Source organism: Mesorhizobium mediterraneum (genome assembly GCF_002284565.1).
GTDB classification, from domain to species: Bacteria; Pseudomonadota; Alphaproteobacteria; order Rhizobiales; family Rhizobiaceae; genus Mesorhizobium; species Mesorhizobium mediterraneum.
In genome coordinates this window covers 1-18,839 of the sequence record NZ_NPKI01000006.1, presented here as the reverse complement: position 1 = coordinate 18,839, position 18,839 = coordinate 1, and the positions used below count along the sequence as shown (strand labels likewise).

Annotated in this window: 16 protein-coding genes; 7 read left to right on the top strand and 9 right to left on the bottom strand. The window is 62.6% G+C overall.

Annotated elements, in window-relative coordinates; all coding sequences use genetic code 11:
- Positions 1 to 39: 39 nt before the first annotated feature.
- On the bottom strand, positions 40 to 1,533 hold the full coding sequence (gene pdxR, locus CIT25_RS02435; RefSeq protein ID WP_095482982.1) for a MocR-like pyridoxine biosynthesis transcription factor PdxR: 1,494 nt from the start codon (positions 1,531 to 1,533) through the stop codon (positions 40 to 42).
- A gap of 313 nt (positions 1,534 to 1,846) precedes the next feature.
- Between pdxR and pgi the strand changes: the two genes are divergently transcribed.
- Both pgi and CIT25_RS02425 read left to right on the top strand, forming a co-directional pair.
- Complete coding sequence (gene pgi / locus CIT25_RS02430) at positions 1,847 to 3,490, top strand: glucose-6-phosphate isomerase (protein ID WP_095482981.1); 1,644 nt, start codon at positions 1,847 to 1,849, stop codon at positions 3,488 to 3,490.
- Between the two features lie 5 nt (positions 3,491 to 3,495).
- Positions 3,496 to 4,218 (top strand): HAD family hydrolase, encoded by a 723-nt coding sequence (locus CIT25_RS02425; protein WP_095482980.1) that lies wholly within the window; start codon positions 3,496 to 3,498, stop codon positions 4,216 to 4,218.
- Positions 4,219 to 4,370: 152 nt separating this feature from the next.
- Here the strand turns inward: CIT25_RS02425 and CIT25_RS02420 are convergent, their stop codons facing one another.
- From CIT25_RS02420 to CIT25_RS02410, 3 genes are all read right to left on the bottom strand, one after another.
- Positions 4,371 to 4,868: a GNAT family N-acetyltransferase gene (locus CIT25_RS02420; protein WP_095483044.1), complete on the bottom strand. Its 498-nt coding sequence runs from the start codon at positions 4,866 to 4,868 to the stop codon at positions 4,371 to 4,373.
- 182 nt (positions 4,869 to 5,050) lie between these two features.
- Positions 5,051 to 5,794 (bottom strand): class I SAM-dependent methyltransferase, encoded by a 744-nt coding sequence (locus CIT25_RS02415; RefSeq protein WP_245329744.1) that lies wholly within the window; start codon positions 5,792 to 5,794, stop codon positions 5,051 to 5,053.
- Between the two features lie 8 nt (positions 5,795 to 5,802).
- A complete protein-coding gene (locus CIT25_RS02410; RefSeq protein WP_095482979.1) occupies positions 5,803 to 7,671 on the bottom strand; it encodes a long-chain fatty acid--CoA ligase in 1,869 nt (622 codons plus the stop codon).
- Between the two features lie 428 nt (positions 7,672 to 8,099).
- Between CIT25_RS02410 and CIT25_RS02405 the strand changes: the two genes are divergently transcribed.
- From CIT25_RS02405 to CIT25_RS02385, 5 genes are read left to right on the top strand one after another with little or no spacing between them, the layout of a single operon-like run.
- Positions 8,100 to 9,692, top strand: coding sequence for an ABC transporter substrate-binding protein (locus tag CIT25_RS02405; RefSeq protein WP_095482978.1), 1,593 nt, complete (start codon positions 8,100 to 8,102; stop codon positions 9,690 to 9,692).
- A gap of 58 nt (positions 9,693 to 9,750) precedes the next feature.
- A complete protein-coding gene (locus CIT25_RS02400; protein ID WP_095482977.1) occupies positions 9,751 to 10,758 on the top strand; it encodes an ABC transporter permease subunit in 1,008 nt (335 codons plus the stop codon).
- A gap of 1 nt (position 10,759) precedes the next feature.
- The gene (locus tag CIT25_RS02395; protein WP_095482976.1) at positions 10,760 to 11,677 is read left to right on the top strand and encodes an ABC transporter permease subunit; all 918 of its coding nucleotides are present in this window, start codon (positions 10,760 to 10,762) and stop codon (positions 11,675 to 11,677) included.
- A 2-nt stretch (positions 11,678 to 11,679) separates the two neighbouring features.
- Positions 11,680 to 12,555, top strand: coding sequence for an ABC transporter ATP-binding protein (locus CIT25_RS02390; protein WP_095482975.1), 876 nt, complete (start codon positions 11,680 to 11,682; stop codon positions 12,553 to 12,555).
- Positions 12,552 to 13,382 (top strand): dipeptide ABC transporter ATP-binding protein, encoded by an 831-nt coding sequence (locus tag CIT25_RS02385; RefSeq protein WP_095482974.1) that lies wholly within the window; start codon positions 12,552 to 12,554, stop codon positions 13,380 to 13,382. Before CIT25_RS02390 ends, CIT25_RS02385 begins: the two co-directional genes overlap by 4 nt.
- A 42-nt stretch (positions 13,383 to 13,424) precedes the next feature.
- On the opposite strand, the gene CIT25_RS02380 is transcribed toward CIT25_RS02385, so the two are convergent.
- From CIT25_RS02380 to CIT25_RS02360, 5 genes are all read right to left on the bottom strand, one after another.
- Positions 13,425 to 14,705 (bottom strand): cysteine desulfurase-like protein, encoded by a 1,281-nt coding sequence (locus tag CIT25_RS02380; RefSeq protein WP_095482973.1) that lies wholly within the window; start codon positions 14,703 to 14,705, stop codon positions 13,425 to 13,427.
- Between the two features lie 66 nt (positions 14,706 to 14,771).
- On the bottom strand, positions 14,772 to 15,446 hold the full coding sequence (locus CIT25_RS02375) for an amino acid ABC transporter permease (protein WP_095482972.1): 675 nt from the start codon (positions 15,444 to 15,446) through the stop codon (positions 14,772 to 14,774).
- Positions 15,447 to 15,636: 190 nt separating this feature from the next.
- Positions 15,637 to 16,434: an ABC transporter substrate-binding protein gene (locus CIT25_RS02370; protein WP_095482971.1), complete on the bottom strand. Its 798-nt coding sequence runs from the start codon at positions 16,432 to 16,434 to the stop codon at positions 15,637 to 15,639.
- A 100-nt stretch (positions 16,435 to 16,534) separates the two neighbouring features.
- Positions 16,535 to 17,674 carry an aminotransferase class V-fold PLP-dependent enzyme gene (locus CIT25_RS02365; RefSeq protein WP_095482970.1) on the bottom strand — a complete coding sequence of 380 codons (1,140 nt, stop codon included), beginning with the start codon at positions 17,672 to 17,674 and terminating at the stop codon, positions 16,535 to 16,537.
- A gap of 171 nt (positions 17,675 to 17,845) precedes the next feature.
- Complete coding sequence (locus CIT25_RS02360) at positions 17,846 to 18,574, bottom strand: GntR family transcriptional regulator (protein ID WP_095482969.1); 729 nt, start codon at positions 18,572 to 18,574, stop codon at positions 17,846 to 17,848.
- Between the last annotated feature and the right edge of the window lie 265 nt (positions 18,575 to 18,839).

The window sequence follows — 18,839 nt, the reverse complement described above, 5'->3', positions numbered from 1 at the left end:
CGCTAAAGAACGGTGGCCGGTCCCAGCCCGGACGAGGCATCAAGCCGCCGCCGGCCTGCGCCCGGCCGCCGTTGCCAGTTCGCGGATGCCGGGCTCGATGTGCTGCAGCGCGATCGAGGAGATGCCCAGCCGCATGAAGCGCGACGGCTTTTCGGTGCGGTCGAAGAAGCGGTCGCCAGGCTCGATGATGACGCTGCGCGAGGCAGCGGCCTCGGCCAGCCCGCGCGAGTCGGTGCCGCGCGGTCCCTCGAGCCAGAGCGACGCGCCGCCGGCCGAATCGGTCGAGCGCCACTCCGGCAGGAATGCGGTAATCGCATGGATCAGACGCTTGCGCCGTTCGTCGAAAGCGCTCGATAGCCGCCGCACCAGCGCCTCATGGTGACCAAGCGATAGGAACAGCGCGACGGCGCGCTGGTTGTTGGCCGGCGGATGACGCAGCATGAAGCGGCGTAGCGCGCGAAGCTCGGAGATCAGCCCGGCCGAGGCGACGATGTAGCCGAGCCGCAGACCGGGAGCCAGCGTCTTCGACATCGAGCCGACATAGATGACCCGGCCGGAACGGTCGAGGCTCTTCAGCGCCTGCTGCGGCGCCTCGTCCAGGAGCTGGCTGTCATAGCCGTCCTCGATGATGATCTGGTTGTGGCGGTTGGCGCGCGCCAAAAGGTCCTGCCGGCGCTCCGCCGACAGTGGCACCATGGTCGGGCAATGGTGGCTGGGCGTCACGAAGACGAAGCCGGAATCATTGGGAATAGAAGCGGTTACGATGCCGGAGTGGTCGACCGGGACCGGTGTGACGTCGGCGCCCGCCAGCCGGAAGATCGAGCGTGCGTCGGGATAGCCGGGGTCTTCCATGGCCACTTTGGAGCCCTTGGTCATCAGCAGCGTCGCCAGCATGTAAAGCGCGTTCTGCGCGCCGAGCGTCACGATAATCTCGTCGGGATTGGCGAAGATGCCGCGCCGCGGCAACAGCCGCGCCTGGATCTGCTCGATCAAGAGCGGATCGTCGCGGTCGACCATGTCGGACGCCCAGTTGCGGATCTCGAGCACGGCAAGCGCCATGCGGTTGCACTCGCGCCATTCGGCGGTTGGGAACAGTGCCGGATCGAACTGGCCATAGACGAAGGGGTAGGACGACTTGATCCAGTTGTCGTGCTTGGCCGGCGGCGGCATGTCGCTGGCCGCGATCTGGCGGCGCGCCTTCCAGTCGATCTCGTTGGCCTGGTCGGGCGCCTTCTGATGCGGCCTCGCCGGGGTCGCCAGCACGTCGGGATTGACGAAATGGCCGCGCCGTTCGCGCGCCACCAGGAAACCCTGGTCGACGAGCTGCTGGAAGGCCAGCACCACGGTGCCGCGCGCCACGCCGAGTTTCTCGGCTAGGATCCGGCAGGACGGAAGCGGCATCGAAGCGGCGATCTGCCGGTCGAGGATGGCGGCGACGATCGCTTGACGGATCTGCGCCTGCAGGGTCTGGCCGGAGTCCGCCGAAATCCGGAACAGGCCGGACCATATGGCCGTGTCGTTTCGCTGTGGCATGGAAAATGTTCCTCGATGGCCAGCCTATTTCATTTGGCTGGACCAGTCGAATGTACCGGTGGCACAAGGCGTTGCGCCAATCAATTTTTCTGATCGTTGGGATTTACGCCAGTGATCCTTCGCTGCGCTGCGGCATCCCCCGGTCACGCACTGCGTCATCCCCGGCGTGACGCTGCGCGTCATCCCGGCGTGACGCAGTGCGTCATCGCTGCGCATTGAAACCAGTGGATTTCGGCTAGATAGTTTGCCGCGACGACACGCGCCGGAAACATCCGGCCTGTTATGTTGGCATCAAAGACTTCGGAGCAAGCCAGTGGATCAATCGTCCTTTCAAAAACAGCTCGACGCCCTGCGCGCTCACCGTGCGGCCAAATCAGGCAGCATGCGCGAGGCTTTCGCTGCTGATCCCCAGCGCTTCGAAAAATTCTCCGCCACCGACGGCGACCTACTGCTCGATTGGTCGAAATGCGCGGTCGATGCGCAGACGATGGATCTGCTTGAGAAGCTGGCGGGAGCCGCCGATCTCGAAGGCCGGCGCGCCGCGATGTTCTCCGGCAAGAAGATCAATGTCACCGAAGGCCGCGCCGTGCTGCACACCGCGCTGCGCAACCTGAACGGCAAGGGCATCGTGCTCGACGGCCAGGACGTGAAGGCGGAAGTCGTCGCCGTGCTCGACGCGATGGGCGCCTTCGCCGATGCCGTGCGCTCCGGCAAGGCGGCCGGCGCCACCGGCAAGAAGATCACCGACATCGTCAACATCGGCATCGGCGGGTCCGACCTTGGCCCGGCCATGGCAACGCTGGCGCTGGCGCCCTATCACGATGGGCCGCGCACGCATTACGTGTCCAACATCGACGGCGCCCATATCCACGACACGCTGAAGGGCCTTTCCGCCGAAACCACGCTGTTCATCATCGCTTCGAAGACCTTCACCACTGTCGAGACGATGACCAATGCCGAGACGGCGCGCGACTGGGTGCAGAAGGCGCTCGGCAAGGAAGCGGTCGGCAAGCATTTCGCCGCCGTCTCGACGGCGCTGGACCTGGTGGCCAAATTCGGCATCGCGTCCGACCGCGTCTTTGGCTTCTGGGACTGGGTCGGCGGCCGCTATTCGGTGTGGGGCGCGATCGGGCTGCCGGTGATGATCGCGGTCGGCCCGAAGAATTTTTGCGCTTTTCTCGATGGCGCGCATGCGATGGACGAACATTTCCAGACGGCGCCGCTGGCCAAGAATCTGCCGGCGCTAATGGGGCTGATCGGCTGGTGGCATCGGGTGATCTGCAAATACCCCGCTCGCGCCGTCATTCCCTACGACCAGCGCCTGTCCAGGCTGCCGGCCTATCTGCAGCAGCTCGACATGGAATCGAACGGCAAGAGCGTCACCCTCGACGGCGGCGCTGTGACCACGCCGACCGGCCCGCTGGTCTGGGGTGAGCCCGGCACCAATGGCCAGCACGCCTTCTTCCAACTGCTGCACCAGGGCACCGATTTCATCCCGGTCGAATTCCTAGCCGCGGCAATCGGCCATGAGCCGGGCCTCAAGCATCACCACGATCTTTTGCTCGCCAACTGCCTGGCGCAGTCGGAAGCCTTCATGAAGGGCCGCACGCTTGAGGAAGCACGCGCGCAGATGCTGGCAAAAGGCATGACGCCGGCCGAGGTCGACAGGATCGCCCCGCACCGCGTCTTCTCCGGCAACCGGCCCTCGGTGACGATCCTCTACAGACAACTCGATCCGCATACGTTCGGGCGGCTGATCGCGCTCTATGAGCACCGCGTCTTCGTCGAGGGCACGCTCTTCAACATCAATTCCTTCGACCAATGGGGTGTCGAACTGGGCAAGGAACTGGCGACCGGGCTGCTGCCTGTCGTGGAAGGCAAGGAGAATGCCGCAAAGCGGGACGCGTCGACCGCTGGGCTGGTGGGACACATCCACCGATTGCGCGGATCGGAGTAAGCGGCTTGGTCGAAATCAAGGGAATATTGTTCGACAAGGACGGCACGCTTGTCGACTTCAATGCGACATGGCTCGGCGTTGCCGATTTCATGGCGATGGATGCGTCGGAGGGCGACCGCTGGAAGGCCGACAGGCTGCTTGCCGCGGCGGGCTACGATTTCGCCACCAAACGCTTCAAGCCCGACTCCATCTTTGCCTCCGGCACCAACATGGATGTCGTCGAGCTTTGGTTTCCGCGCCTGTCCGACGAAGACCAGATGCTTGCCGTCGCCCGCTTCAACGAGATCACCTCCATGCAGGGCTCGGCGATGGCGGTGGCGCTGCCGGGCATCGTCGAGACGCTCGGCGTTCTTCACAGGAAAGCCTATCGGCTCGGCGTCGCCACCAACGATTCGACCACCGGCGCGGAAAAGACATTGCTGACGCTGGGCGTCGCGCAGCTGTTCGACGCCGCCTATGGTTACGACGCCGTGGCCAATCCGAAACCGGCGCCGGATACGATCCTTGCCTTCTGCGACCTGACCGGCCTGAGGCCGGCCGCGATCGCCATGGTCGGCGACAATCGCCACGATTTGGAGATGGCGCGGGCCGGCGGCTGCGGTCTGGCAATCGGCGTGCTCTCCGGCACCGGCACGCGGGAATCGCTGTCGCAGATCGCCGACGTCATTCTGGATTCGGTTGCCGATCTGCCCGACTTTCTTTCGGCGCGGGTCAAGGAGACGACCTGACTGGCCAACTGACTGGCAAGGCCGGGGCAAAACTCAAATCAACCTGGGCTTTCCCGCCAATGTCGAGATGGGTGGAAAGTTGCCGCTGGCTCATCTGCCAGAACGGGCACGTTGCGCCAGAAGCGGACACCCGAAAGGATGGTTGCGAACCGCTAGACCCGCAAGCCTGGCTCGGCAGGTCGCGATACATACTCCGGGAACTCCGCGGCGCCTCTGCTCAGGGCCTTCACCATGAGAAGACCATCATCAAAGAAGCCGTTTCGAGCGTAAAACTGGCGCGTGCGTTCCTTGCCAAGCACCATGGCAATACGGAAGACAGCGCATCCAGTCCGCTCGCCCTCCGCCTCGATCCACGCCATCAGCTTGGTGCCTGTGCCAAGGCTGCGTAGCGTCGTGTCGACCACCACGTGGTCGGCTTCGATGTACTTCCCGCACCAAAGCTGAATGCCCGTCCAGAAGCCGGAGAGACCCACCAGCCGATCGCCGATATAAGCCGCGATGCAGCGGTAACTGCCCTGAGCGAGCATCGCCGAGAGTCGTTCACGAAACGCGGCTTCGTCTAGATGCGAGTTGCCCTGCCGGAACACTGGATAGATCGACAGCATCTCATCGAGCCCATTGAGTTCACGAATTGTCACCTCGTCGGTCACGACAGCCTCCTCCCCTGTCGTTCCACGCTGCGGTCGATTCCGGCCGCGGTCCAGTAGGATCTTCCAATCAGGGATTGAGCCAGTCACTGCTCAGGGTCAGATCGGTCATGCGATCCTTCGAAACTGAACGACCGCAATGGCGCGATCCCGCTCATTTAGCGTGATGGGGTTTCGATCTAGCGCTAGCGATCTTCAGGCTCGAAGCGAAAGACGCCGCTCGGCTTGCTCGCGGCACCCTTCGCGTCGCCGAAATCCGGTACCCGATATTCGGCGAGCAACCGCAGCCGGGACAGCGGCAAGTCTGTGCGACGGGGATCGCCGACCAGCACCTCGATACCGGCTGCCAGGCAGCGATCGAAAAACGGGGTGACCCGACGAGCAACCTCGCGGCCGTAAAACACATCACCCGCGAGAACGAGGTCGACCGCAGGTGGCGGCCCCGTGGTGATATCATTGTCGATAATGGTGATCGTGACGCCGTTCGCCATGGCATTGAGGCCGAGCGCAGCAACGCCGTTGCGATCGATCTCGGCGGCGATCACGTCGCTGGCGCCAGCCTTTGCCGCGGCGATGCCGACGAGGCCCGAACCGGCGCCGAGGTCGAGCACGCGGCGACCCACCACCGTCTGCGGCTGGTCGATTATATAGCGGGCGAGCACCGCGCCGCCGGCCCAGGCATAGGCCCAATAGGGTGGCTGCAGCTCGTTCTCGTCGGCTTTCGCTTCTTCTTCCGGTCCCTCCGGCTCGAACCCCTGTCCTTCCGGATCGGCGAGCCGTCTGAGGCCGCTTCCCGGATGAGCCGTGTAAAGCCGGATTTCGGGAAGCGAAGGCACCGGCAGCAGCTGCATGTTCGCCCTGATGAACGCGACCGGGTCAGGGCCGGAACGCGGGTCGACCGCTTCACTACCGGCAAGGCAATCGTCCAAAATCGTGCCTATTCCCGCAACGCCCGCCGCAGGATCTTGCCTACCGGCGTCTTCGGCAGTTCGGTCCGAAACTCGATGTATTTTGGCCGCTTGTAGCCGGTCAGGTTCTCGCGGCAATAGACAGTCAGCACCTCAGCGGTCAGCAACGGGTCCTTCTTGACGACGAACAGCTTCGGCACTTCGCCTGAATGCTCGTCCGGCACGCCGATCGCCGCAACTTCTAGGACGCCCGGATGCAGGGCCACGACTTCCTCGAGTTCGTTCGGATAGACGTTGAAGCCGGACACAAGGATCATGTCCTTCTTGCGATCGACGACCTTGGTGTAGCCGCGCTCGTCCATGAAGCCCATGTCGCCCGACTTGAAGAAACCATCCTTGGTCATCACCTTGGCGGTCTCGTCCGGCCGGTTCCAGTAACCGGCCATCACCTGAGGTCCGCGGATGCAGATCTCTCCGACTTCGCCGAGCGGCAAATCATTGCCGTCGTCATCGCGGATGGCGATCTCGGTGGACGGCAGCGGCAGGCCGATCGTGCCGGTGAAGTTGCCATCGCTGAATGTGTTGGCGGTAGCCACCGGTGAGGTTTCCGAAAGCCCGTAGCCCTCGGTGACCGGGCAGCCGGTGAGCGTCTTCCAGCGTTCGGCGACACCCTTCTGCACCGCCATGCCGCCACCTAGTGTCAGGATCAGCGGCTTGAAGTCGAGTTTGCGGAAATCCTCATTGTTGAGCAGCGCGTTGAACAGCGTGTTGAGGCCCGGAAAGATGTGGATCGGGTATTTGCCGAGTTCCTTGACGAAGCCTGGAATGTCGCGCGGATTGGGAATGAGTATGTTCCGGCCGCCCATCTGCATGCCCATAAACGCGTTCACTGTCAGCGCAAAGATATGATAGAGCGGCAGCGCGCAGATGAAATTGAGATGCGCCGGTTTCGGCTTGACCGTGTAGGCGTCTTCGACCCAAAGCGCGTTCTGCGCGACATTGGCCAGCACGTTGCTGTGCAGCAGCACCGCGCCTTTCGAGATGCCCGTGGTGCCGCCGGTATATTGCAAGAAGGCGATATCGTCGGCTGCGACTTTCACCGGCTTGAAGTTCACGCTGGCGCCTGCCTTCAACGCTGCGTTGAACTTGACATGGCCTGGCAGCGACCAGCCCGGCACCATCTTCTTCACGCGGCGCACGACGAAATTGACGATCGTCCCTTTCAGGCCGCCAAGCATGTCGCCCATCGCCGCGACCACGACATGCTTGACCGCCGTCTTGGCGATCACCGCCTGCAAGGTGTTGGCGAAATTTTCGAGAATGACGATGGCTTGCGCACCGGAATCCTTGAGCTGATGTTCCAGCTCGCGCGGCGTGTAGAGCGGGTTGATATTGACCACGACATAGCCGGCGCGCAGCACTGCCATCATCGCCACCGGATATTGCAGCACGTTCGGCATCATCAGCGCGACGCGCGCGCCTTTCTGCAACCCTGTCGATTGCAGATAGGCGCCGAAGGCGGCCGATTGCCGCTCGACTTCCGCATAGCTGATGGTCTTGCCCATGCAGGTGAAAGCGGGCCTGCCGGCATACTGCTTGCAGACGTCGGCGAGCAGATCGCCGATGGAGCCGAAGGGCAGGGCGCCGATCTCGGCCGGAACGACTTTCGGATAGCTTTTGAGCCAAGGCTTTTCCGGCAATCGAGCGGCAGGCGCTTTCGGCAATCTCCTGGCCGAACCCGGCTTCGACCCCGATGAAGCCGTTGTCGCTGCCGCCTTCGGCTTGACCGCGGCAACGGCTTTGGTGGGCGGCGATTTTGGCTTGTCGGGGCTGGCCGGTTTTGCGGCAGCTTTGGCCTTCGCTTTCGCTGGTGCCGTCGTCCTTGGTGTTTTTGCCACCTGTCCCTCCCTCGGTTGTTCTTATTGTCTCTGCTTGCCCGCCGCGTCGTCTCCGAATGACAGAGACGTCCCTCCGCTGTTGCCGGCATCCAGGAAATCCAACATGCCATCTATGTATTGCGACTATCGGCAGCCGTGCAAGTCTGCCCCTGCGGCAAGACGGGAAGAAAACCTTCCGCGCCAACGACAGGCCGAAGGTCGCGGTTCCTGCTATCGGTCGCGTTAAAGATAATAAAAAAATGCAATCGTTAATAATACCGTGATCGGCTGAAATTGACATTTAATTCTCGCTTTTTATGAAAGTGAAGAATTAAATTCTGCTTCCCATGGGGTAAGCAAACGGGGTGTTCCAAAGCCGGAAAAACGATGCTTATATGCGCGCTTCGCGAGCCTGAAGAGGGGCTTGGAAGAACATCAGGGAGTCCTCCATGAAAAAGAAACTGACTTTTGCGGCCGCGTTGCTGGCCGCAAGCGTCCTCGGCGGCATGGCCAATGCGAAGCAATTGGTCTACTGCTCGGAGGCGTCGCCGGCCGGCTTCGACCCATCGCCGTGGAGCGGTGGCAACGACTTCGACGCGTCGTCGCGCACTATCTATTCGCGCCTGGTCGAGTTCGAACACGGCAAGACCACCATCGCGCCCGGCCTCGCCGAGAGCTGGACGGTTTCCGACGACGGTCTCGAATACACGTTCAAGCTTCGGCCCGGCGTGAAGTTCCAGACCACCGACTATTTCACGCCGACGCGCGACCTCAATGCCGACGACGTGATCTTCTCCTTCGAACGCCAGTGGAAGAAGGAAAGCCCGTGGTTCAGCTATCTGGAAGGCACCGGCTGGGAATATTTCACCGGCATGGGCTTCCCGGATCTTCTCAAGGAAATCGTCAAGGTTGACGACCTGACGGTGAAGTTCGTGCTGAACAAGCCTGAAGTCGCTTTCCTGCCGGACCTCGGCATGGATTTCGCATCGATCGTCTCCAAGGAATATGCCGACCAGCTCGACAAGGCCGGCACCAGGCAGCAATTCACCCAGAAGCCGATCGGCACCGGTCCGTTCCAGTTCGTCGACTACCAGGTCGATGCGGTCGTGCGCTATGCGGCATGGGACGGCTATTATGGCGGCCGCCAGAAGATCGACGATTTGATCTTCGCCATCACGACCGATCCGGCCGTGCGCGCGCAGAAGCTGAAGGCAGGCGAATGCGATATCATGTCGTACCCGGCGCCGGCCGACATCGCCGGCCTGCAGGCTGACCCAAACCTCAAGGTCGACGAGCAGGAAGGCCTGAACATCGGCTACATGGCCTACAACACCACGCTGCCGCCCTTCGACAAGGTCGAGGTCCGCAAGGCCCTCAACATGGCCGTCAACAAGCAGGCCATTCTCGATGCGGTCTATCAGGGCGCTGGCCAGGCGGCCATCAACCCGATCCCGCCGACGATGTGGTCCTATAACAAGGACATCAAGGACGATCCGTACGATCCGGACGCGGCCAAAAAGATGCTGGCCGACGCCGGCGTCAAGGATCTCTCGATGAAGATCTGGGCAATGCCGGTCAGCCGCCCGTACAATCCGAACGCTCAAAGAGTCGCGGAACTGATCCAGGCCGACTACGCCAAGATCGGCGTCAAGGCCGAGATCGTCAGCTACGAATGGACCGAGTATCGCGAACGCGGCAAGCAGAAGGATCGTGACGGCGCCTTCCAGCTCGGCTGGACCGGCGACAATGGCGATCCGGACAACTTCCTGTTCCTGCTCGGCTGCGATGCCATCGGCCAGTCCAACTATGCGATCTGGTGCAACCAGGAGTTCGAAGCCCTGTTGCAGAAGGGCAAGGCGACCACTGATGTCGCCGAGCGCACCAAGATCTACGAGGAGGCTCAGGTCGTGTTCAAGCGTGAGGCGCCGTGGCTGACCATTGCCCATTCCAAGGTCTTCATGCCGATGAACAAGAAGGTTTCGGGCTTCGTCATGGATCCGCTCGGCATTCATCGGTTTGACGGCGTCGACGTCACCGAGTAACTCCTGAGAAATTGGACGGCGGCGCTGGACTTCCGGCGCCGCCGTTCTATGAAGTAAGATGCTCCGCTATCTCCTCCACAAGCTCGCCTTAATCATCCCGACCGTGTTCGGCATATCGCTGGCGGCGTTCGCTTTCGTCCGGCTTCTGCCGGGCGACCCGATCATGGCCCTGGCTGGCGAGCGCGGCGTAAGTCCCGAACGCTACGCGGAGCTTGTCGAGCGGTTTGGCTATAACAGGCCTTATGTCATCCAGTATCTGGAGTATATCGGCAGGGTCCTGACCGGCGACTTCGGCATATCGATCGCCACCAAGCGGCCGGTGCTCGGTGAATTCCAGGCGCTGTTTCCGGCCACGCTGGAACTGGCGACGATCGCGCTGATCATCGCTGTGCTCATCGGCATCCCCGCCGGCATCTTCGCCGCGGTCAAGCGCGGATCATGGTTCGACCAGGCGACGATGGGCGTGGCGCTGACCGGCTATTCGATGCCGATCTTCTGGTGGGGGCTGCTGCTCATCATATTCTTCTCCGGCTATCTCGGCTGGACACCGGTTTCCGGCCGCATTGGCCTTCAATATTTCTTCAAGCCGACGACGGGGTTCATGCTGATCGACAGCCTGATCTCCGGCAAGAGCGGCGCTTTCAGGTCCGCCGCCAGTCATCTGGTCCTGCCGGCAATCGTGCTGGCGACGATTCCGCTCGCCGTCATAGCGCGCCAGACGCGGTCGGCGATGCTGGAGGTGCTGGGCGAGGACTATGTCCGCACCGCCCGCGCCAAGGGCTTGGCGCCGCGCCGCGTTATCGGGCTCCACGCTTTTCGCAATGCGCTGATCCCCGTCGCCACCACCATCGGCCTGCAGGTCGGCACGCTGATGGCCGGCGCCATCCTGACCGAAACGATCTTTTCCTGGCCCGGCATCGGCAAGTGGATGATCGACGCGATCGCCAAGCGCGACTATGTCGTCGTCCAGAGCGGCTTGCTGATCATCGCGCTGATTGTCATGGCGGTGAACCTGATCGTCGACGTGCTCTACGCCGTCATCAACCCACGTATCCGGGTGCAGTGAGATGACCGACCAAACCACGGCAGAAGCCACCGCCGCCTCCATTCCGACCGGCGGTCGGCAACGTGCCTTCACCGAGTTCTGGCATTACTACTCGATGAACACCGGCGCCGTCATCGGCCTGGTCGTGTTCTCGGCTCTGGTGCTGATCGCGATTTTCGCGCCGCTGGTCGCGCCGCATTCGCCTGACGAGCAGTTTCGCGATGCGCTGCTGACGCCGCCGGTCTGGCAGGAGGGCGGCAAATCGATGTTTCTTCTGGGCACCGACGCTGTTGGCCGCGACATGCTTTCGCGGCTGATTTTCGGGGCGCGGTTCTCGCTGTTCATCGGTCTGGTCGTCGTGGTTTTCTCGCTGACCAGCGGCATCATCCTCGGCGTGCTCGCCGGCTATTTCCGCGGCTGGGTCGATACGCTGATCATGCGCGTCATGGACGTCATTCTGGCCTTCCCGTCGCTGCTTCTTGCGCTGGTTCTGGTGGCGATCCTCGGACCTGGCCTGTTCAACGCCATGCTGGCGATCGCGCTGGTGCTGCAGCCGCATTTCGCGCGGCTCACGCGCGCGGCGGTAATGGCCGAAAAGAACCGTGAATATGTGATCTCCGCCAAGGTGGCCGGTGCCAGTCATCTCAGGCTGATGGTGAAGACGATCTTGCCGAACTGCATGGCACCGCTGATCGTGCAGGCGACGCTGTCCTTCTCCAACGCCATTCTCGAGGCCGCGGCTCTCGGCTTCCTCGGCGTCGGCGCGCAGCCGCCGACGCCGGAATGGGGCACGATGCTGGCCACGGCACGCGAGTTCATCCTGCGCGCGCCATGGGTGGTGACCTTCCCCGGCCTCGCCATCCTCATTACCGTGCTTGCCATCAACCTGATCGGCGATGGCCTGCGCGATGCCTTCGACCCCAAGCTGAAGAGGTCGTGATCATGCCTCTTCTCGAAATCAAGAACCTTACGGTCTCTTTCGATACTGCCGCCGGACCGTTCATGGCGGTGCAAGGCATCGACCTGTCGATCGAGCCGCGCGAGGTGTTGGCGATCGTCGGTGAATCCGGCTCCGGCAAATCGGTGGCGATGTTGGCGGTGATGGGGCTTTTGCCGAATACGGCGACGGTGAAGGCCGACCGCATGGCGTTCGACGGTATCGACCTGCTTGAGCTCAGTCCGTCCGAGCGCCGCAAGATCGTCGGCAAGGACATCTCGATGATCTTCCAGGAGCCGATCGCCAGTCTCAATCCATGCTTCACCGCCGGCTTCCAGATCGAGGAGGTGCTGCGCTTCCATATGGGCATGGACCGCGCCCAGCGCCGGGCCCGCGCCATCGAGCTGATGAAGCTGGTCGGCATTGCCGATCCGGAAGAGCGGCTGAATTCGTTCCCGCACCAGATGTCGGGCGGCCAGTGCCAGCGGGTCATGATCGCCATCGCCATCGCCTGCAATCCGAAGCTGTTGATCGCCGACGAGCCGACCACCGCGCTCGACGTCACCATCCAGAAGCAGATCCTTGACCTCTTGGTCGGTCTGCAGGCCAAATACGGCATGGGCCTGATCATGATCACCCACAATATGGGCGTGGTGGCCGAGACCGCCGACCGCGTGATCGTCCAGTACAAGGGCCGCAAGATGGAAGAGGCCGACGTTCTGTCGCTATTCGAGCAGCCGAAGAGCAACTATACCCGCGCGCTCCTGTCGGCGCTGCCGGAGAACGCCGTCGGCGACCGGCTGCCGACCATCTCCGACATGCTGTTTGAACCAGCCCCCTCGGCTGCGGGAACCGGGTCTGCAACGGGAGCCGCGTCATGAGCGTGACGGTTCTCGAAGGCAAGAACATCGTGCGCGACTATCATGTCGGGGGCGGCCTGTTTCGTCCCTCGCGCACGGTTCACGCGGTCAAGGGCGTCTCGTTCAGCGTCGACAAGGGCAAGACGCTCGCCATCGTCGGCGAAAGCGGCTGCGGCAAGTCAACGCTCGCTCGCATCATCACGCTGATCGATCCGGCCACGGCGGGTGAGCTCTTCATCGACGGCAAAAAGGTCGATATCGCCAAGGATGGGCTGTCGAAGGAGATGCGCCGCAAGGTGCAGATCGTCTTCCAGAACCCGTACGGTTCGCTCAATCCGCGCCAGAAGATCGGCGATGTGCTGGGCGAGCCGCTGCTCATCAACACCGACACGCCGGCCAACGAACGGCGCGATCTCGCCATGAGGATGCTGAAGAAGGTCGGCCTCGGACCGGAGCATTACAACCGTTACCCGCACATGTTCTCGGGCGGCCAGCGCCAGCGCATCGCCATTGCCCGCGCGCTGATGCTCAATCCGAGCCTTTTGGTGCTCGACGAGCCGGTGTCGGCGCTCGATCTGTCGGTGCAGGCGCAGGTGCTCAACCTGCTCGCCGACCTGCAGGACGAGTTCAAGCTGACCTATGTCTTCATCAGCCACGACCTGTCGGTGGTGCGCTACATCGCCGACGACGTGATGGTCATGTATTACGGCGAGGCCGTCGAATACGGCTCGCGCGACGAGGTCTTTGCCGACCCCAAGCACAGCTACACCAAGACGCTGTTTGCGGCGACGCCGCGAGCCGACGTCGCCAGCATCAAGGCGAGGCTGGCGAAGAAGAAGGCCGCCTGACGCGGCGACCGCGGCACGCAGGCAAGCGTATTTCGACTCCGATCAGGACAGCCGGGCGATGACGACGCGCAACACCTCGCCGAAGCGCCGGACTTCCTCGATCGTGTTGTAATGCACCAGCGAGGCGCGGATGGCGCCGCTGTCCATGCTGAGGTTCAGGCGCTTCATCAGCCGCGGCGCATACATGTGACCGTCGCGGATGCCGATCTGCATCTCGGCCATGGCCTCGGCGATCATTTGCGGCGACAGCGTGCCGATGTTGAAGCAGAAGGTCGGCACGCGCTCGTTGAGGCGGGCTTCGTCGGCGACGCCATAGATCGTCGCGCCGCAATCCTTGAGCACGCCGAGCATTTCGCGCGCCAGCACCAGCTCATAGTCGCGGATGGCGTTCATGCCGGCGACGAGATTGTCGCGCCGCGACCGGTTGTTCTCGGCCAAGAAATTGCGGCCGATCGACTCGAGATAGCGCACGGCGGCATCCATGCCGGAGACGTTCTCGTAAATGAAGGTGCCGGCCTCGACTTTGTAGGGCGGCTCGTCGGGAATGAAATCCTCGCGGAAGGTCGGCAGCCGCTTCAGCGTCTCGAAGCGGCCCCACAAGAAGCCCATATGCGGCGAGAAATTCTTGTAGCCGGAGCAGACCAGATAGTCGCAATCCCAGGCCTGCACGTCGATCAGCCCGTGCGGCCCGTAATGCACGCAGTCGAGGAACACTTCGGCACCCGCCGCATGCGCAATATCAGCCACTGAAGCGACATCGACGATCGAGCCGATCGAATGCGCCGTCACCGTGCAGGCGACGAGCCGGGTCCGGTCGGAGACCAGCGGGCGAAGATCGTCGACATGGAGATTACCGTCGTCGCGCATCCGCCACCATTTGAATTTCGCGCCGGCCGACTCCAGCGCCAGCCAGGTGGCGATGTTGGCGTCATGGTCCATGTCGGTGATGACGATCTCGTCACGCTCCTGAAGCATCTGGCCGATGCCGAGGCTGACAAGACGGATGAACGAGGTGGCGTTCATGCCGAAACAGATTTCCGCAGGACTATAGGCATTGATCAGCAGCGCCACGCTTTCACGCGCGTCGGCGATCGCTTGATCGACTGCGACGCTGCGGCCGTAGCGGCCGCCACGCTGCACATTATGCGCGACCAGATGGTTGGTCACCGCGTCGAGCACGCTTTGCGGGATCTGCGCACCGGCGGCATTGTCCATGAAGATGAAGTCGCCGGCCTGCCGCAGGGCTGGAAACATGGCGCGGATCGTGTCGACCGGGAAGGCTGCGGAGACGTCGCTCGCATTGTGGATCTGATGCTTGTTCAAGATGGTCTCCTGCGAAGTGCCTGACAGATGGGGGAGCGAGAATTGACAGATGGGAAACTGGTGACGTCAGCGGGTCTTTTCGGTTTTGAAGCGACGTTCCAGCAGGCTGACGAGACGGACCATCGGCCAGAGAAAGAGGAGATAGACCAGTGCCGCGCCGATCAGAGGCGAGGGGTTGGCGTAGAGCGACTGCGCGTTGGTCGCTTCCTTCAGTAGTTCGGGCAGCGCCACGGTGGAGGCGAGCGACGTATCCTTGAACATCGAAACGCAGTTGCTGGTCATCGGCGGAATGACCACACGGATCGCTTGCGGCAGCACCACCTTGCGCAAGGTCAGTAAAAACGGCAGGCCGAGTGCCTGCGCCGCCTCGAACTGGCCGCGCGGAATGCTTTCTATGCCGGAACGGAACACTTCGGCCGAATAGGCCGCCATGATGATGGCGAATGCCGTCACCGCGGAGGTCCAGGACGACAGGCGTATGCCGAGGAACGGCAGCGCGTAGTAGATCAGGATCAGCACGACCAGCACCGGCATCGCCCGGAAAATATCGATATAGCCGACCGCCAACAGCCGCAGCGGCTTTGGCGCGTAGAGCCGCATCAGACTGATCGCCAGGCCGACGGGGATACCGATGCCGATGCTCAACAGCCCGAGCAGCAGTGTGTTCAGAAAGCCGCGCAGCAACGCCGGCAGGCTGGAGATCATGACATCGGCGTTGAAGAAGGTTTCGATCAGCGACATGGGGAGCATTCCCGAAAGATTTGGCGTCCCGCGACGCTAAAGCATGACTCCGAAACCCCGAAATCGGCTTCGGAGCGGATCATGCGTGAAAGAAGGGCTAAGGCGCCCGTTGCGCGTCCAGCAGGGGCGCAACGCTATCCCATGAAATTGTGCCGGCGTGGAAAGCCGGCACAATTTCAGCGGCTGCCGCTCAGGCCTTCGGCATCGGCATTTCCTTGACGGTCGAAGAATCGGCGGGTGCATCGCTGCCGAACCACTTCTTGTGGATCGCGGCCAGCGTGCCGTCCTTCTTCATCGCGGTCAGCGCGTCGTTCAGCTTGCCGAGCAGCGGGTGATCCTTGGCCATCATCAGGCCGTACTGCTCGCCGGTCTTGATACGCTCTTTCACGGCGAGATCCTTCATCCTAGTGAAGGAGTATTCGAGGCCCGGAATGTCGCTGACCGCGGCGTCGACGCGACCGGCGCTGAGATCGAGCAGCAGGTTCTGCTGCGTGTCGTAACCCTTTACCTCGCTGAACCCGCCGGCCTCCTGGTGCTGCTTGGTCCAGGCTTCCCCGGTCGAGCCGGACAGCACGCCGATGATCTTGCCCTTGAGGTCGGCCTCGGCCTTGATCGGGCTGTCGGCCTTGGCGGCGATACCCATGTCGGAATCATAATAGGGCTGCGAGAACGCCTGCGACTTCAGCCGCTCAGGCGTGATCGTGATCGACGAGATGGCGACGTCTATGCGCTTCGACGTGGTGGCGGCGAACAGGGCCTGAAATCCGAGATCGGCAATTTCCGTGGTCATGCCGATGCGCTTGGCCGCCTCGTTGACGATGTCGACTTCAAAACCTTCGAAGGTGCCGCTCTCGTTCTTGTATTCGAAGGGCGGATTGGTCGGATAGGCGCCGACATTCAGCGTCTCTTGGGCATAGGCGGTGGCTGGGCCGGCGGCGATGCCGAAGGCGGCAGCGAGAAGAAGCAGATTACGGCGAGTGAAGCTCATTTTCGTTCCCTCTGGTTCGGCCACTCCCTGTGGCGCTTTTCACTTCCGCCCCTTTCAGCGCCGTATTTTCCGGACACTGCAGGCGAGGCGGCGCCTGAAGTCAGGACGCGCGGCGTTGCCGCGAGCCGATCAACTGTTGCAGACGCTCCAGCAAGGCATTCACCGCGTCGTCCGTGGTGACCATGCCGGGCGACAGCCTGAGCGTCGCGCCGCGCGCGTCGCAGTAAAGTCGCTCACTGCGCAGCGTCGACACTGTCTTCACCGGGTCGACGCCTTGCGGCAAGGTCAGCATGACGCTGCCGCCGCGCCGGTCTGGATCGAGCGGTGAACGGACCGTCCAGCCATTGTCCAGCGCGCAGCCTATGATGCGCTCGGTCATGCCGGCGTTCTGCGCGCGGATCGCGTCGACGCCCGTTTCGGCCACCCATTCGAGGCCGGGCAGCGATGCGACGCTGGCCAGGATGGCCGGCGTGCCATGGTCGAAACGGCGTGCATCGTCCGCATAAGTGAAGCTGTCGAGATCCCACGAAAATGGGTTTGGCTGGCTGAACCAGCCGCGAAGCTCGGGCCGGCAGACGGACAGCAGATCGGGCGTCACCTGCAGGACGCCGGCGCCCGAAGTGCCGCACAGCCATTTCAGCGAGGTCGAGACGACGAAATCGACCGGCGTCTTTGCGATCGAGAAGGGCGTCACGCCGACGCCTTGCGTGATGTCGACGCCGACGATGCTGCCCATCTCCCGACCATGCGCGGCGTGCCGCGCCAAGTCGCAGCGATGCGAGGCGGTCGAGGTGACGAAGGTCAGCAAGGCCAGGCCGACATCGTCCTGCCAGCGGGCGATGAAATCCTCGTCGCGCACCCAGCTCTCGCCGGGCCGCAGCGGCACCGTATCGAGCACGAAGTCGAAGCGGTCGGCCAGACCGGCGAGCAGGAAATGCAGGCTCGGAAAACAATCGGCCGCAACCAGCAGGCGCTTTCCTGCCAGGCGCTCGGACGGCAAAGCGCCGATCAGGCTGTAGAGCGCAGACGTGACGTTCTCGGCGGTGGTCAGTGTTCCCTGTGGCGCATCGATCAGCGCGCCCCAGGCATCGATGAAGCGCTGCCGCGCGGCCAGGCCCGACGGCCACTGGCCGTCATCTTCCGCCGACCAGATGTCCGAGAATTCCGACAGGGCAGCAGCCATGCGCTCCGCTTTGCCGGGAAACGTCCCGATCGAATGGTAGAGAAAATAACCAGACACTGCGTTTTTTTACTCCCTGTGATCATGTGATCACAAAAGGGAATACGGATCAATCGTTGCCCGCGAAGAAATGCGATTCAATAGCGAAGATCGGGACGATTTTTCCGGCCACGAGCGGTCGTGGGTCGGCACTTTCCGGCGTCGATCTTGCGTTCAACCCGCAGCGAAGATTCAGGAGGCCTTGCCGAATCCAGCGAACTCGACCGGCCTAGTTTCCGGCACGTCGGGGCAGATCGCGCGCAGCGTCTCTTGCGTCGTCCTGATGTCGGCAACCACCTCTTCGCGGGCGCGGGCAAAATCGCGATCTTTCAGTGCTGCGATGATCGCCGTGTGCCGCCCCGACGGCTCCATCGTGCCTGCTCGCATCAAAGGCGCGACATGGTTGGACAGCAGCCGCATATAGGGGCCGAAGCGCAGCCATAGCGTCTCGATCAACTGAAACAGCACGTCGGAGCCGGAGGCACGGTAGATGGTGAAGTGGAACTGCTGGTTCTTGGCGATCAGCTCGTAGATGCTGCCATTGCGCCCGATCGCCTGCTGGTCGGCGGTGATCTTCTCCAATGTGGCTATATCGGAAGTGGTCAGGCGCGGCGCCCCGAGCTCGGCCGCCAGCCCTTCGACGGCGACGCGCGCCCGGCAGAGGTCGTCGAGCCGCGCGCGGGTGACGACCGGCACGCAGGCCGAGCCGTTCTGCGATATCTCCAGCGCGTTCTCGGCGGCGAGCCGCCGCAAGGCCTCGCGCACCGGCATGTTCGAGGTACCGAAGGCTTCGGCCAGCGAGGCAATGGTCAGCACCTGGGCCGGATCGAAGCTGCCGACCATCAAGGCATGCCGAAGCTGCTGGTAGACGCCGTCCTGGACGGTCACGCGTCCCGATACAGGTTCAAATCCCAGAGCCACGATTTTTGGTTTCCTTTTCGACAGAAGCTATTTGCAAACGGCAGGCGATCGGGCCAGCCGGCGCGGATGTGATCATCTGATCACAAATTGCAGATACAGCCAAGCTGTCTGAGTGCACGCTGGAACAATCTCTCTCAGCCCCTCTCTTCCGTGAAGAAACTGGGGAGAAGAATGGCGCCAGCGTTGCGGCTCTCCCTTCTCCCCTTGTGAGGGCTTTGCACGGGGAGCGAAGTGGATTTCGGTGGTCAGTGAGGGCCTTTTTGAA

What these genes read in the sequence shown, in the direction of transcription:
- pdxR (WP_095482982.1), bottom strand. Translation starts at nt 1,533, where the DNA reads ATGCCACAGCGAAACGACACGGCCATATGGTCCGGCCTGTTCCGGATT.
- CIT25_RS02405 (WP_095482978.1), top strand. Translation starts at nt 8,100, where the DNA reads ATGAAAAAGAAACTGACTTTTGCGGCCGCGTTGCTGGCCGCAAGCGTC.
- CIT25_RS02400 (WP_095482977.1), top strand. Translation starts at nt 9,751, where the DNA reads ATGCTCCGCTATCTCCTCCACAAGCTCGCCTTAATCATCCCGACCGTG.
- CIT25_RS02395 (WP_095482976.1), top strand. Translation starts at nt 10,760, where the DNA reads ATGACCGACCAAACCACGGCAGAAGCCACCGCCGCCTCCATTCCGACC.
- CIT25_RS02390 (WP_095482975.1), top strand. Translation starts at nt 11,680, where the DNA reads ATGCCTCTTCTCGAAATCAAGAACCTTACGGTCTCTTTCGATACTGCC.
- CIT25_RS02385 (WP_095482974.1), top strand. Translation starts at nt 12,552, where the DNA reads ATGAGCGTGACGGTTCTCGAAGGCAAGAACATCGTGCGCGACTATCAT.
- CIT25_RS02375 (WP_095482972.1), bottom strand. Translation starts at nt 15,446, where the DNA reads ATGTCGCTGATCGAAACCTTCTTCAACGCCGATGTCATGATCTCCAGC.
- CIT25_RS02370 (WP_095482971.1), bottom strand. Translation starts at nt 16,434, where the DNA reads ATGAGCTTCACTCGCCGTAATCTGCTTCTTCTCGCTGCCGCCTTCGGC.